Below are 14038 nucleotides of genomic sequence, written 5' to 3' on the forward strand. Positions count from 1 at the left end.
ACGATTCCGTCAGCTCCCCGCTGCGGCGCATCAAGGGGAAAAATCGGCCTCCCCCTGGCGCCCGACTTTTCATTTGTCAATCTCTCCCTGTGATCAATCATTTTCCCGCCAGGCAAGACGGTATCCCGGGTCCGCCCTGAGCACGTTGGCAAAACCCAAACTGTCTAAATGCATTCCTGCAACCAGCAGTTTTTCACTTGCCGCCTGGGCCAGGACTTTTTTACGTGTCTCTTCAGCCTGAAGGGGGTCACAGTCAAAAATAATGGAAACGTCCGGCCGTGCTGCCTGGATATGCGGGAAATGGACGATGTCACCCCAGATCAATAAGCATTGATCCCCGGAAGTGATGCGAAATCCAGTATGACCTGGCGTATGTCCTGGCAACCATACCGGGAGAATGCCCTCAGTTATCTCCCCTTCGTCAAGCAAGCGCAGCTGCCGGGCGTACGCGTTTAACGTCCGGCGAGCCAGATTAAAATTTCGCTGCCCACGCTCATTCGCGACGTTAAATCGTTCATCATCGTGCCAGTATTGTGCTTCAAGCGGGTGCAGATGAAGTTCGGCCCGTTGAAAAACAGGTAGCCCATCTGCATCTAAAAGACCACCAATATGGTCAGGATGGCCGTGCGTCAGTAACACGGTATCGACGTCATTGGGGCTGATACCTGCCGCGCCAAGATTATCCTGGAGCTGCCCGCCGACGTTATTCAGCCCTCCGGCACCGGCATCGACCAGGATAGTCCGCCCCCGCCCCTGAATAAGATAGCCGTTGATATGGATATTGCCGGGTTCAGCGACCCGGGCGTTGCGTTGAATAACCGTTGCTTCAGCTGTTTCGATGCCTGACAGCAAATCCAGGCTGGCGGACATCGTGCCATCGCTAAGCGCGGTCACCAGAAAATCCCCAATCCGACGGGTTGAAAAAGACCGATGGTTCATCGTTACCTCTGGTTAATTGCGCGCAAACAGGTGTGATGCAGCAGAGCCAAAACAGCGAATACGCGCCGTAAGGCCCGAGGCTTCTCGAATGGTTCGTTCTAACTCGCGCATAAACTCCGCCATGACTTCTGGCGTACGCTCGCTTGTCAGACGATAAAAAAGTTCGGCATATACCGGATGTCCGCATCCGGGTTTCACCTCAACATAGATGATATGAACATTTTCCGACTCCGCCGCGAGAATGCCGGTGCAGAGCGCACTGCAGGCACGCGTTAAACCGTGGAGGTCAGTCAACCTGCCAGCATGTTGTTGAGAAATATAAAACGTCAGATTCGGCATGTTATAAACTCGCCTCCCATCAGGCTTGAGCTGGATTCGTCAACTGCGGTGTCAGCGGCGCATAGAGGCAGGCGCCGGGCATGTCAGCTAACTGCGCGGCAATTTCCCGCGTCACCACATAGGCAATGCGCCGGGCGGGCATTTTTTCTAGCCCTGACGCCTGCATCTGTAGCGCCGGGTATCCCAGCCCCTCAATAAAGCTCAATGGCTGGGTGCTGAGCAGCAGAATTTCACCACTGGCTACCGCGGGAGCGGTGCCTTTACACTCATACAAGTTACGGTGCCAGTCGGTGATGTGATTTTGCCAGCGTGAAAAATTACCGCCCCCTTTCAGCTTGTACTCCTCACTGGTAAGCACCTCTGCGTACTTCACCGTATGAATGGCGAGATACCGGGGGCCGCCCGGCTTCAGGGCTTTAAAACGCTGGGAAGAGCTAAACCCGGTGACCGAGATAAGCGCAGGCAGCTTTTCCAGGCTGTAAAACGCATTCCACTCCTGCTCGCTTTCAGGGTCGGTATAGTTGCACTCCACGGTATAGAACATCGGTTCACCTCTGCATGAATAAAACGCAGGGCCTGCATGGCCTTGCTTAGTGACTTTTAGTCATGCTATATGCTGTTAATTCGCCAATGAATCGATATTAATTCAAGTATTAGTGACATTATGTCACTAGCGACTCACATCCCCGTCGAATAAGGCAATTTTAATGCGCAGAAAAATTCCCAGCAGTGCTTCACTTCAGGCGTTTGAGGCCGCTGCCAGGCACGGTAATTTTGCCCGTGCTGCCGCGGAGCTATCGCTGACGGAAGGCGCCATCAGTAGACAGATTGCCCGCCTGGAGACTCTGCTCGGGTGCAGACTGTTTGACCGTGCGGGAACCCGGGTCAAGCTTAATCCGGTGGGTTCACGCTATGCCCATCACGTGCGGGAAATGCTCGAGCGGTTAGAGCGGGATACTCAGTACGTGATGGGCATGCCTGAGGGCAGCAGAAGTCTGGAAATTGCCGTCCTGCCAACGTTTTGCAGTCGCTGGTTAATTCCCCGGCTCAGCAGTTTCCAGTCTTTATACCCGGACATCACATTGAATATCGCGGCGAGAACCGATCCTTTCATTCTCACCGGGAGCGGATTTGACGCGGCGATTCATTTCGAGCATCCCGCATGGGCAGGTATGCGCACGCAGGTTCTGTTTGAGGAGAAACTGGTGCCGGTTTGTCGTCCTGACCTGTTAAGCGACAGGAATATCTTTGAACAGTTGAATACACTGCCCCGCATTCACCGGCGGCAGAACCCAGAGGCCTGGCTGCATTATGCCGGGCAAAGTGGGATAGTCCTTGATAACCCGGCACAGGGAGTCCGCTATGACCTGCATGAAATGGCGATAGCTGCCGTACTGGCGGGACAAGGTGTGGCCATGGTGCCGCGCATATACGTAGAAAAAGAGTTAAACCAGGGATTGCTTGTTGCGCCCTGGCCGGACGCCGAACAACTGAGCAAGACATTTTGTTTGGTTAAACCGGTGGAAACAGGAATAAATGAACCCGCTCTGCAAGATTTTGAGCGCTGGTTGCAGGCGGAACCGATGCGCGTGACATGACATAGCGGTTGTCTGCTTTCTGCCAAAAGCGGTAAATAAGCATTACAAGAATCTGCTGCAGTTTAATATTTATAATCCATAAAAGAGCTGTATATGATTAAATATATTGTGTCATTTTCAATTATGATTATCCTGGTCATTATTTTTTTGTTCAGTCGGTTATCTGATTTCGAGCTTGCCGGATACGGGCAGCTGCGTACCCTATCTTTTACGCATCATCAGGATCTCCTCACGGGTACATTAATTCTGCCGCCAGATAAGGTATATCCTCCGTTCGTGCTTTTAATTCATGGCGACGGGCCTCAGGATCGCTGGTCAGACGGCGGATATATTCCTCTGGTTAACTTCCTTGTATCACAGGGAATAGCTGTTTTTTCATGGGATAAACCGGGCGTTGGTGAAAGTACCGGAAACTGGCTGGCGCAGACGATGTCAGATCGCGCCAGGGAGGCCGTTCTGGCGTTACAAAAATTAAGAGAGCAACCAGAACTGAAAGAAAGTCGCGGAGGTTATCTTGGTTTCTCACAAGCTGGTTGGGTCGTCCCCCAGGCAAGCCAATTAACAACAACTGACTTTATTGTGCTGATAGGTCCAGCGATAAACTGGCGGAATCAGGGCATTTACTATACCGAGCAACGGCTTAAAGCCGAGGGTCGTTCCTTGTCTGCTATTCTGGATGCGAAAAAACATGAAGCCGCGGTTTTTGACAGGCAGTTTACAGAAGAAACGGCTAATCGCCCCTGTAACACCCCATGTACGCGACAGGACTTCGAGCGCAGGAATTCCCGGGCTGATGCGACGAAAGAGATTTCAGGTATAGATACTCCGGTATTCATTCTCATGGGAAAAGATGACCGGAATGTAGATCCTGATGAAACAGTCGCAGTCTGGCGCAAAGCACTACCGGTGGGTACAGCGCGTTGTATCAGGCAGTTGCCGGGGGCAACTCACGGGCTTTTACGCAGCGAATGGTTTGATTATCAACTTGCCTCTCAGTGGCCTTTGTGGAAACAGGGATTGTTTCTGCTGACCGGGCAACACGCCTATTCGCCCGGGGCACTTAATTCTGTCTCATCATGGATCCTTAAGCAGCAATGTGGGAACTGAACTGCCTTCTTACTACCTGCCGAAAGCCAAACAGGGAGTCACAAAAAAAAGCCCCCTGTTTCATAAAACCCGGTGCGTTCATCAAGTCGTGGTCTACCGTTAGAGTTAACCTGACCAGCCATTGTGGATAGCTGTTTTTGTTCAGGAGACACGTCTTCGCTCCTGGCCGTTATCAGTTCTACAATCGCGACAGGAAGCCACTGTACGTAGGGCAAGTATTCGCCGCCGTGCCAATCAACTGCGGCATACTTACGCATGCCAGGTGTTGTCAGCCGGTGCGAACCCTGCTTTTATAGCGAATCAAATCGGGCATTTATCCACGCAGAAATGCTTTTTCACGTATATTCTGCCGGGATAAATGCCCTTGCTAACGATCGGGTTGGTGGCGGAATCAGCGCTCTGGCGGTTATACCAATGCCCATCGTGCCCATGAAGGTAAAAGACAGGTAGTTAACTTTTTGATTTTTAGGTGAGATTTGATGAAAAAGCTGTTTGTGCAGTTTTACCTTCTGCTGTTCGTCTGCTTCCTGGTGATGACCATGCTGGTAGGGCTGGTGTATAAATTCACCGCCGAACGTGCGGGCCGGCAGTCGCTGGACGATCTGATGAAAAGCTCGCTGTATCTGATGCGTAGCGAGCTGCGGGAAATCCCACCGCGCGACTGGAGCAAAACGCTAAAGGAGCTGGATCTTAATCTGTCGTTCGATCTGCATATTGAGCCGCTGAGTAAATTTAAGCTCTCGGAAAACTCGATGCAGCATCTGCGCGCCGGGGATATTGTCGCCCTCGATGATGAATACACCTTTATTCAACGCATCCCGCGGAGCCACTACGTTCTGTCGGTAGGCCCCGTCCCCTATCTCTACTTCCTCCACGAGATGCGTTTGCTGGATGTCGCCCTGATGGCTTTCATCGCCATTTCGCTGGCCTTTCCCGTGTTTATCTGGATGCGCCCCCACTGGCAGGATATGTTGCGTCTTGAGACCGCGGCACAACGCTTTGGCGAGGGGCATTTTACCGAACGCATTCATTTCGACAGTATGTCCAGCTTCGAACGCCTGGGCGTCGCCTTTAACCAGATGGCCGACAATATCAACGCGCTCATCGCCAGCAAGAAGCTGCTGATCGACGGAATTGCCCACGAACTGCGTACTCCGCTGGTGCGCCTGCGCTATCGTCTGGAGATGAGTGAAAACCTGACCGAAGCGGAATCTCAGGCGCTGAACCGCGATATTGGTCAGTTGGAAGCCTTAATCGAGGAGCTGTTGACCTACGCCCGCCTGGACCGACCGCAGAATGAACTGCATCTGACAACACCTGATTTTCCCGCCTGGATAGCGGCGCACGTTGAAGAGATTCAAATGGTTAACCCCCAACGTGATGTGACGTTACAGGAAGTGGTGGCCGGGGATTACGGCGCGCTTGATATGCGTCTGATGGAACGCGTGCTGGATAATCTCGTCAATAACGCTTTGCGCTACAGCAACCGGCAAATTCAGGTCAGGCTCACGCTACAGGGTTCGCGAGCAACCTTGCAGGTTGAAGATGACGGCCCGGGCATCGACCCGGAGGAGCGCGAACGGGTGTTTGAGCCCTTTGTCCGTCTCGACCCTAGCCGCGACCGGGCCACCGGCGGTTGCGGACTTGGGCTGGCGATTGTCCACAGTATCGCCCAGGCCATGTCCGGCGAGGTAAGCTGCGGCGCCAGCTCTCTGGGCGGCGCTCGTTTTTGTTTCAGCTGGCCAATCTATCATCAGCTGCCCAATTTGAGCGCTGCCTGACCCACTTGCGCAGGTGCTGCGGCCTGCGTATAGTTAAAAACCAAACAGTATGTTGTAACTAAGGTGGGTGCTATGGCCAGCTACGATCTCGTTGAACGTCTGAATGACACCTTTCGCCAGCTGGAACGCGAGCTACAGATGCTCCAGCAGCGCCTGCGCGCCTGCCGCCTGTTGGCCGCCCGGGTGTTTGAGCTGCCGGCCGTCAGTAAAGAGACGGAACACGACCCGCTGGAGACTATTCAGGTGGTTCAGCACACCGGTCAACCGGCGCTGGAGATGGCGCTGAAACACTACAGCCATCTGTTCATTCAGCAGCAATCAGAAAGCCGCAGCAGTAAAGCTGCAGTCCGCCTCCCCGGCGCCATCTGCCTGCAAACCGATGGCGAGGAACAGGCGGCGTTACTGCAGAGTATTGCCCGCATTAACGCGCTGAAAGCCGCTTTCGAAAAGATTGTCACCGTTGATTCCGGCCTGCCCGCCGCGGCGCGTTTTGAATGGGTCCACCGTCATCTGCCGGGGCTTATCACCCTCAGCGCCTACCGCACCTTAACGGTGCTATGCGACCCGAGCACCCTCCGCTTTGGCTGGGCTAATAAGCACGTGATTAAAAATCTCACTCGTGATCAGGTGCTGCAGCAGCTGGAAAAAAGCCTGCAATCGCCGCGCGCGGTGCCGCCCTGGACGCGTGAGCAGTGGCAAAGCAAGCTGGAGCGAGAATATCAGGATATCGCCGCTCTGCCGCAGCGGGCAAAGCTGAAGATCAAGCGGCCGGTGAAGGTCCAGCCTATCGCACGAGTCTGGTACGCCGGTGAGCAGAAACAGGTGCAGTACGCCTGCCCAGGCCCGCTTATCACGCTGATATCCGGCACTCAGGGGGTGAGCGTGCCGGATATCGGCGAGTTACTGAACTACGATGCGGATAATGTGCAGTATCGCTATAAGCCGCAGGCGCAGTCGCTCAGGCTACTTATACCGCGGCTGCATCTGTGGCTGGCTAACGAGTAGCCATGCTGCCCACCATTTCTTCCGGACGCACCCAGCTGTCAAATTCCGCCTCCGTCAGATAGCCCAGCGCTAACGCGGAGGCTTTGAGCGTCAGCCCCTCTTTATGCGCCTTTTTGGCAATCTCCGCCGCTTTGTCATAGCCAATATGGGTATTCAGCGCCGTGACCAGCATCAGTGACTCATTGAGCAACTGCGCGATCCGTTCACGGTTCGGTTCAATGCCGGTCGCGCAGTGTTCATTAAAACTCTCCATACCATCCGCCAGCAGGCGCACCGATTGCAGAAAGTTATGAATCACCATCGGACGGTAGACGTTCAGTTCGAAGTTACCGGACGCCCCGCCGATATTGACCGCCACATCATTCCCCATGACCTGACAGCACAGCATCGTCAGCGCTTCGCACTGCGTCGGGTTAACCTTGCCAGGCATAATGGATGAGCCGGGTTCATTTTCCGGAATCGCAATTTCACCAATCCCGCAACGCGGACCGGAAGCCAGCCAGCGCACATCGTTGGCAATCTTCATCAACGAAGCCGCCAGCCCCTTCAGTGCGCCGTGGGCGTGGACCAGCGCATCGCAGGTCGCCAGCGCCTCAAACTTGTTCGGCGCAGTGACGAACGGCTGACCGCTGAGGGCCGCCAGCTCCTCCGCTACCCGTACGGCATATTGCGGATGGGTGTTCAGACCGGTGCCAACGGCCGTACCGCCCAACGCCAGCTCGCTCAGGTGCGGCAGACTCAGCTCCAGATGACGGAGATTGTGTTCCAGCATCGCTACCCAGCCGGAGAACTCCTGTCCCAGCGTTAACGGCGTCGCATCCTGCAGATGCGTACGGCCAATTTTAACGATGTCGTTGAAGGCAGTAGCTTTGTCGCTCAGCGTCTGTTTCAGCACCCTGAGCCGGGGGATGAGCGCTTCACGCAGGGCGATAATCGCCGCGACATGCATCGCGGTCGGGAAGACATCGTTGGAACTCTGGCTTTTATTAACGTCATCGTTAGGATGAACCTTGCGCTCCATGCCGCGCACGCCGCCCAGCAGTTCACTGGCGCGGTTGGCCAACACCTCGTTCATGTTCATGTTGCTTTGCGTGCCGGAACCGGTCTGCCAGATGGCCAGCGGAAATTCATCGGGATGGTTGCCGGCCAGCACTTCATCGGCGGCTTGAATAATCGCCTCGGCCTTCTCTGCGGTCAGTAACCCCAGATCCTGGTTAACCTTTGCCGCCGCCCGTTTGGTCAGCGCCAGCGCATAAATCAGTTCGCCCGGCATTTTTTCCGTCGAGATGCGGAAATGTTCCAGCGAACGCTGGGTCTGCGCGCCCCATAGCTTATCGGCAGGCACCTCGATAGCGCCCATAGAGTCTCTTTCACTGCGATGCGTTGTCATTACTTTCTCCTTGAATACAAAGTACGTAATTACGACAAAGCTCACCTGCTATAAAGGGTTAAGTATTGGTCAAATTTTTAAGATTTTATTGCTCGTTCGTGCCGCTAAACGACATAAAAAAACCGCCCCGGAGGGCGGCTTCGATTATTTCACACAGCGTGTGCACTGCGAGGTCTGAATCTGCTGGAAGAAATCGTTGCCTTTGTCATCCACCAGGATGAAGGCCGGGAAATCTTCCACTTCGATTTTCCAGATAGCTTCCATCCCCAGTTCCGGATACGCCACGCACTCCAGGCTGCGGATACTCTGCTGCGCCAGCACCGCCGCCGGGCCGCCAATGCTGCCAAGATAGAATCCGCCGTGTTTGTGGCAGGCGTCGGTCACCTGCTGGCTACGGTTGCCTTTCGCCAGCATCACCATGCTGGCGCCGTGGGACTGCAGCAGATCGACATAGGAGTCCATGCGCCCCGCGGTGGTCGGACCGAGCGAGCCTGAGGCATAGCCATCGGGTGTTTTCGCCGGGCCGGCGTAGTAGATCGGGTGATCTTTGACGTACTGCGGCAGCGCTTCGCCGTTATCCAGCAGCTCTTTGAGCTTCGCGTGGGCGATATCGCGCGCCACGATTATGGTGCCGCTGAGCGACAGCCGGGTCGATACCGGGTACTGCGACAGCAGTGCCAGAATCTCGCTCATCGGCTGATTGAGATTAACCTTCACCGCTTCACCTTCACCGGCCTGACGCAGCGACTCGGGAATGTATTTGCCCGGGTTGCTTTCCAGCTTCTCCAGCCAGATCCCTTCCCGGTTGATTTTAGCCTTGATATTGCGGTCAGCGGAGCAGGAGACGCCCATGCCGACCGGGCAGGAGGCTCCGTGACGCGGCAGGCGAATCACGCGGATGTCGTGGGCGAAGTATTTGCCGCCGAACTGCGCGCCGAGGCCGAGATTCTGCGCTTCCAGCAGCAGCTCTTGCTCCAGCTGAATGTCGCGGAACGCCTGACCGTGTTCGTTACCTTCGGTCGGCAGGCCATCATAATATTTGGTCGATGCCAGCTTCACGGTTTTCAGCGTCGATTCCGCCGAGGTGCCGCCAATCACGAAGGCGATATGGTACGGCGGACAGGCCGCGGTGCCGAGAGTACGCATCTTCTCAACCAGGTAGCTTTTCAGCTTCGCCGGGGTAATCAGCGCTTTGGTTTCCTGATACAGATAGGTCTTGTTGGCCGAACCGCCGCCCTTGGCGATACAGAGGAATTTGTATTCGTCACCGTCGGTAGCATAAAGATCGATCTGCGCCGGCAGGTTAGTCCCGGTGTTGACCTCTTTATACATATCCAGGGCCGCGTTCTGCGAGTAGCGCAGGTTATCCTGGATATAGGTGTTATAGACCCCCTGCGCCAGCGCCGCTTCATCGCCGCCGCCGGTCCAGACGCGCTGGCCCTTTTTACCGGTGATGATTGCGGTACCGGTATCCTGGCAGGTCGGCAAAATGCCTTTGGCCGCGATATCGGAGTTACGCAGGAACTGCAGGGCGACGTATTTGTCGTTTTCGCTGGCTTCCGGGTCGTTAAGGATATCGGCGACCTGCTGCTGGTGCGCCGGGCGCAACATGAAGGAAGCATCGTGAAAAGCGTGTTGTGCCAGAAGGGTCAGCGCCTGAGGTTCAACCTTCAGGACTTCCTGGCCGGCGAATTCGGCGACAGAGACGTAGTCACGACTGAGGAGATAATACTCGGTGTCATCCTTTTTAAGGGGGAAAGGATCCTGATAAACAAACGGTTTATTCGACATTGTGCTCTCACTTACTGCTGGGCTGATTATATTTCAGGCAGACACTCCATTTGCCTGTAGAAAAGCGAGTCGATCAATTTTACACAAAATTTTAACAAAAACTGAGACAAGGACGACTTTTTCTTTCAGCAGTTGCTTCTCGGCGGTTTGCTGGTTTAATAGAGCGATTATTATCATGTGGAAACAGGGATTGAGAATGCAAAAGCTCATTAACTCAGTGCAGAACTACGCCTGGGGAAGTCACACCGCATTAACGGAACTTTATGGTATCGCCAACCCGGACAACCTGCCAATGGCGGAGCTATGGATGGGCGCGCACCCGAAAAGCAGTTCGCAGATTCTCGACGCCGACGGTCGCCCGCACGCGCTGCGCCAGATCATCGACGGCGACAAGTCCGCGCTGCTCGGCGACAAGGTTGCACAGCGTTTTGGCGAGCTGCCGTTCCTGTTTAAAGTGCTCTGCGCCGCCCAGCCGCTCTCCATTCAGGTTCATCCGAACAAGCAGGCCTCAGAAATTGGCTTTGCCAAAGAGAACGCCGCCGGCATTCCGCTGGATGCCGCTGAACGTAATTATAAAGATCCTAACCACAAGCCGGAGCTGGTCTTTGCGCTGACGCCATTCCTGGCGATGAACGCGTTCCGCGAATTTAACGAGATTGCCGCCCTGCTGCAGCCGGTTGCCAGCGCGCACCCGGCCATCGGTGAATTTCTCAGCCAGCCGGATGCTGAACATTTAAGCCAGCTGTTCGCCGGCCTGCTCAATATGCAAGGTGAAGAAAAAGCGCAGGCTCTGCGCGTGCTGCAAACCGCGCTGGATAACCAACAGGGCGAACCGTGGCAGACCATCCGCCTGATCGCCGAATTCTATCCTGACGACAGCGGCCTGTTCTCTCCGCTGCTGCTTAACGTGGTGAAGCTGAATCCAGGCGAAGCGATGTTCCTGTTCGCCGAAACGCCGCATGCCTACCTGCAGGGCGTGGCGCTGGAGGTGATGGCCAACTCGGATAACGTGCTGCGTGCCGGCCTGACGCCGAAGTACATCGATATCCCGGAGCTGGTTGCCAACGTGAAGTTCGTTGCCAAACCGGCAGGCGAGCTGCTGACTCAGCCGGTGAAACACGCCGCGGAGCTGGATTTCCCGATTCCGGTCGATGATTTCGCCTTCTCCCTGCACGATCTTTCGGCACAGCAATCCACCCTCGACCAGCAGAGCGCGGCCATCATTTTCTGCGTGGAAGGCGAAGCGGTTCTGCGTAAAGGTGAACAGCATCTGACCCTGAAAGCCGGTGAGTCGGCCTTTATTGGCTGTAACGAGTCGCCGGTTGCGGTCAGCGGCAGCGGTCGTCTGGCGCGCGTTTTTAATAAGCTCAAGTAAGTTACTGAACTTTTTAGCCGCGCTTGCTAGACTTTCCCTCATCATGACAACATGACCAGGCGGCTCGATCCGCCTGGTTTTATTTATGGACAAATGCTATGAAGAAATCGCTGGTCGCAGCAGGAATTATCGTGGCGCTGGGCGTCATCTGGACAGGAGGTGCCTGGTACACAGGGAAACAGCTGGAAAGTCACCTCGCCGAGGTGGTGCAACAGGCCAATGCGCAGCTACAGAGCAGCGCGCCGGAAGCGGGCGTCGAGCTGTCATGGCAAAACTACCAGCGCGGCGTGTTCAGTAGTCACCTGCAGCTGGTAGTGAAGCCGGTTGCCGGTAAAGAGAACAGCTGGCTTGCCGCCGGGCAGTCACTGGTGTTTGATGAAGCGGTCGATCACGGCCCCTTCCCGGCAGCAGCGCTGAAATCCGGCCAGCTTGCCCCGGCGATGGCGTCCGTCAGAACCACACTGGTTAATAACGACGCCAGCAAAGGGCTGTTTGATATCGCCAAAGGCGAATCCCCGTTTACTATCAATACCCGTATTGCCTACAGCGGCGACAGCCGGTCGGCTATCGATCTAAAACCACTCGACTACGCGAAAGGCGATGAGAAAGTCACCTTCAGCGGCGGTCAGTTCCAGCTCGATGCGGATGCGGAAGGCAAATCCGTGAGTCTGAGCGGTGAAGCGAGCAGCGGCCAGATCAACGCGCTCAATGAATACAACCAGAAAGTCCAGCTGAACTTCAATAATCTGAAAACCGACGGCGCCACCGAGATGACCAGCTTTAATGAGCGCATCGGTAAGCAAAAAATCTCCCTGGAGAAGCTGTCGATTGGCGTTGAAGGGAAAGAGCTGGCCCTGCTGGAAGGGATGAACATCGATGGCCAGTCTTCGCTGACTGAAGACGGTAAAGGGATTAACAGCCAGCTGGACTACACCGTCAACAGCCTGAAGCTGCAAAACCAGGATATCGGCAGCGGTAAACTGACCATCAAGCTGGCGAATCTTGATGGCCAGGCCTGGCATCAGTTCAGCCAGCAGTACAATGCCGAAGCTCAGGCGCTGATGGCGAAGCCGGAGCTGACGCAGAATCCTGAGCTGTATCAGCAGGCGCTGACGGAAAACTTCTTTAAAGCGCTACCGATTTTACTGAAGGGCAACCCGTCTCTGACTATCGCCCCGCTAAGCTGGCGCAATGCCAAAGGGGAAAGCACCTTCAATATGTCTGTTTTGCTGAAAGACCCTGCGCTGACCACCGCTGAGCCGCAAACGCTGGCGGATGAAGTGGATCGCAGCGTCAAGTCGCTCGACAGCAAGCTGGTAATTCCGGTCGATATGGCCACCGCATTTATGACTCAGATTGCCGGTCTCGAAGGCTACCAGCCGGAAGATGCGGCGAAACTGGCAGACCAGCAGGTGAAAGGTCTCGCCGCCATGGGACAGATGTTCCGCATTACCGCGATGGAAGACAACGCGATCACCTCCAGTCTGCAATACGCCGAAGGTCAGGTCACCCTGAACGGGCAGAAAATGCCGCTGGATGAGTTCGCGGGAATGTTTGGCTTTACTCTGCCGGCAGCCCCTGGCGCCGAACCGCAGGAAACCCTGCCTGAAGAAGTGGCGCCGCCGGTCGCGCCGCAGCAGTAATCTCGCGATTAGCCCCTTTCGAGGGGCTATTTTCGGGTCACCAGCCGCGGGGGCATAATTTGATTTCTCGCGCTCATCTGCCCCTTCTCCAGACGCCGTAGAATACATTCCGCCAGGCTCTGGCCCATCTCGCGCGCAGGCGTGGTGACCCAGGTCAACGGCACATCATCCAGCGCGCTTTCCGGGACTTCGGCAAACGCCGCCAGCGCCACGCGCTGTTCAAAATAGCTCTCCACGCTGTCTTCACCGCTCTGACGTCCCGCCCGCATCAGGCCGAACCAGGCGCCGGTGGCAATCACGTTGTTGTAACACAGCACGGCGGTAATGGTCGGATTGTGCCGCAGCAGCGAGGCCATTGCTTCGGCCGCCAGCTTTTGGCTCGATTCGCACTCCACGACCCATTCGCTGTGAAACGGCAGCCCGTACTTCAGCAGCGTCGCGCAGTATCCGCCCACCCGCTCCGCACGCGTCAACGAAGCGCTTTGTCCGCCGAGCCAGGCGATGCGCTGGTGCCCGCGGCGGATCAGGTGCTCGGTGACGATCTGCGCGGCCTGCATATTATCCGGACGGATAAGGTCGATATCGTCGAGATAGCTGGCGCGGGAGGCAAACACCAACGGCATGCCGACCTCCGCTGCGCGATCGCGCAGTTCGCTGCCTTTATCGATAGCGCCGGCGATAATCACCCCGTCTACGCCCTGCGAAATCAGGGTTTCAAAGCGTTGACGCATTTTTTCTCCACCGTCGCCGCCCTGGGTGAGAAAGACCATTTTCCCCTCGGCCTCAAGCGCGTCGGTCAGTCCGGCGGTAAGCTCCGCGTAAAAGGGTTTGGAGAGGTCGCTCACGATAAGACCAATCACCCCGCTCTGCCCGCCGCGCAGTGAAGCCGCCTGGCGGTTACGCACAAAACCCAGCTGTTCAATCGCCTGATTGACGCGCTCGCCGGTAGCCGACGATATCCGGCCTTTGCCGCTCAGCACCAGTGAAACCGTACTCACCGACACCCCTGCCACCTGCGCAACGTCGTTAATGGTGATCTTTTTTGCGATAGCCATAACTGCAACCGTCTC

At 55.8% G+C, this 14038-nt stretch carries 12 protein-coding genes and 1 pseudogene; 7 read left to right on the forward strand and 6 right to left on the reverse strand.

Annotated features, from left to right (window positions below):
- Positions 1-93: 93 nt before the first annotated feature.
- From AC007G_RS24625 to AC007G_RS24635, 3 genes are read right to left on the reverse strand one after another with little or no spacing between them, the layout of a single operon-like run.
- A complete protein-coding gene (locus AC007G_RS24625; protein WP_142630766.1) occupies positions 94-939 on the reverse strand; it encodes an MBL fold metallo-hydrolase in 846 nt (281 codons plus the stop codon).
- Positions 940-951: 12 nt separating this feature from the next.
- Entirely contained in the window at positions 952-1278 is a 327-nt protein-coding gene (locus AC007G_RS24630; RefSeq protein ID WP_032699701.1) for a hypothetical protein, read from the reverse strand.
- A gap of 19 nt (positions 1279-1297) precedes the next feature.
- Positions 1298-1822, reverse strand: a complete 525-nt coding sequence (locus AC007G_RS24635; protein WP_142630767.1) for a DUF4286 family protein — start codon at positions 1820-1822, stop codon at positions 1298-1300.
- Between the two features lie 163 nt (positions 1823-1985).
- Here AC007G_RS24635 and AC007G_RS24640 point away from each other — a divergent pair, with 163 nt between their 5' ends.
- The 5 genes and pseudogenes from AC007G_RS24640 to tus all read left to right on the forward strand — a co-directional run bounded on the left by AC007G_RS24640 (position 1986) and on the right by tus (position 6769).
- Positions 1986-2876, forward strand: coding sequence for a LysR substrate-binding domain-containing protein (locus tag AC007G_RS24640; protein WP_032696056.1), 891 nt, complete (start codon positions 1986-1988; stop codon positions 2874-2876).
- Between the two features lie 93 nt (positions 2877-2969).
- Positions 2970-3983, forward strand: a complete 1014-nt coding sequence (locus AC007G_RS24645) for an alpha/beta hydrolase family protein (RefSeq protein WP_142630768.1) — start codon at positions 2970-2972, stop codon at positions 3981-3983.
- Positions 3984-4176: 193 nt separating this feature from the next.
- Positions 4177-4326, forward strand: a pseudogene (locus AC007G_RS24650) (site-specific integrase); the annotation flags it as partial.
- 136 nt (positions 4327-4462) lie between these two features.
- Positions 4463-5764 (forward strand): two-component system sensor histidine kinase RstB, encoded by a 1302-nt coding sequence (gene rstB, locus AC007G_RS24655; protein WP_032687437.1) that lies wholly within the window; start codon positions 4463-4465, stop codon positions 5762-5764.
- 72 nt (positions 5765-5836) lie between these two features.
- Positions 5837-6769, forward strand: a complete 933-nt coding sequence (gene tus / locus AC007G_RS24660) for a DNA replication terminus site-binding protein (protein ID WP_032699696.1) — start codon at positions 5837-5839, stop codon at positions 6767-6769.
- Here the strand turns inward: tus and fumC are convergent.
- Together fumC and fumA are read right to left on the reverse strand one after the other, a co-directional pair.
- Complete coding sequence (gene fumC, locus AC007G_RS24665) at positions 6759-8159, reverse strand: class II fumarate hydratase (RefSeq protein ID WP_032687436.1); 1401 nt, start codon at positions 8157-8159, stop codon at positions 6759-6761. The genes tus and fumC overlap by 11 nt on opposite strands.
- Positions 8160-8303: 144 nt before the next feature.
- Positions 8304-9950, reverse strand: a complete 1647-nt coding sequence (fumA, locus tag AC007G_RS24670; protein WP_136894883.1) for a class I fumarate hydratase FumA — start codon at positions 9948-9950, stop codon at positions 8304-8306.
- A 196-nt stretch (positions 9951-10146) separates the two neighbouring features.
- Here fumA and manA point away from each other — a divergent pair, with 196 nt between their 5' ends.
- Positions 10147-11325: a mannose-6-phosphate isomerase gene (gene manA, locus AC007G_RS24675; RefSeq protein WP_032687434.1), complete on the forward strand. Its 1179-nt coding sequence runs from the start codon at positions 10147-10149 to the stop codon at positions 11323-11325.
- A gap of 98 nt (positions 11326-11423) precedes the next feature.
- Positions 11424-12968, forward strand: coding sequence for a YdgA family protein (locus AC007G_RS24680; RefSeq protein ID WP_136894881.1), 1545 nt, complete (start codon positions 11424-11426; stop codon positions 12966-12968).
- 26 nt (positions 12969-12994) lie between these two features.
- On the opposite strand, the gene AC007G_RS24685 is transcribed toward AC007G_RS24680, so the two are convergent.
- A complete protein-coding gene (locus AC007G_RS24685; RefSeq protein WP_032687430.1) occupies positions 12995-14023 on the reverse strand; it encodes a Mal regulon transcriptional regulator MalI in 1029 nt (342 codons plus the stop codon).
- Between the last annotated feature and the right edge of the window lie 15 nt (positions 14024-14038).

The sequence above is a fragment of the Klebsiella sp. CSG-1 genome (assembly GCF_056521145.1).

Excerpts from the sequence above, each read along its gene's own strand:
- AC007G_RS24625 (WP_142630766.1), bottom strand. The coding sequence starts at position 939 with ATGAACCATCGGTCTTTTTCAACCCGTCGGATTGGGGATTTTCTGGTG.
- AC007G_RS24630 (WP_032699701.1), bottom strand. The coding sequence starts at position 1,278 with ATGCCGAATCTGACGTTTTATATTTCTCAACAACATGCTGGCAGGTTG.
- AC007G_RS24635 (WP_142630767.1), bottom strand. The coding sequence starts at position 1,822 with ATGTTCTATACCGTGGAGTGCAACTATACCGACCCTGAAAGCGAGCAG.
- AC007G_RS24640 (WP_032696056.1), top strand. The coding sequence starts at position 1,986 with ATGCGCAGAAAAATTCCCAGCAGTGCTTCACTTCAGGCGTTTGAGGCC.
- AC007G_RS24645 (WP_142630768.1), top strand. The coding sequence starts at position 2,970 with ATGATTAAATATATTGTGTCATTTTCAATTATGATTATCCTGGTCATT.
- rstB (WP_032687437.1), top strand. The coding sequence starts at position 4,463 with ATGAAAAAGCTGTTTGTGCAGTTTTACCTTCTGCTGTTCGTCTGCTTC.
- tus (WP_032699696.1), top strand. The coding sequence starts at position 5,837 with ATGGCCAGCTACGATCTCGTTGAACGTCTGAATGACACCTTTCGCCAG.
- fumC (WP_032687436.1), bottom strand. The coding sequence starts at position 8,159 with ATGACAACGCATCGCAGTGAAAGAGACTCTATGGGCGCTATCGAGGTG.
- fumA (WP_136894883.1), bottom strand. The coding sequence starts at position 9,950 with ATGTCGAATAAACCGTTTGTTTATCAGGATCCTTTCCCCCTTAAAAAG.
- manA (WP_032687434.1), top strand. The coding sequence starts at position 10,147 with ATGCAAAAGCTCATTAACTCAGTGCAGAACTACGCCTGGGGAAGTCAC.
- AC007G_RS24680 (WP_136894881.1), top strand. The coding sequence starts at position 11,424 with ATGAAGAAATCGCTGGTCGCAGCAGGAATTATCGTGGCGCTGGGCGTC.
- AC007G_RS24685 (WP_032687430.1), bottom strand. The coding sequence starts at position 14,023 with ATGGCTATCGCAAAAAAGATCACCATTAACGACGTTGCGCAGGTGGCA.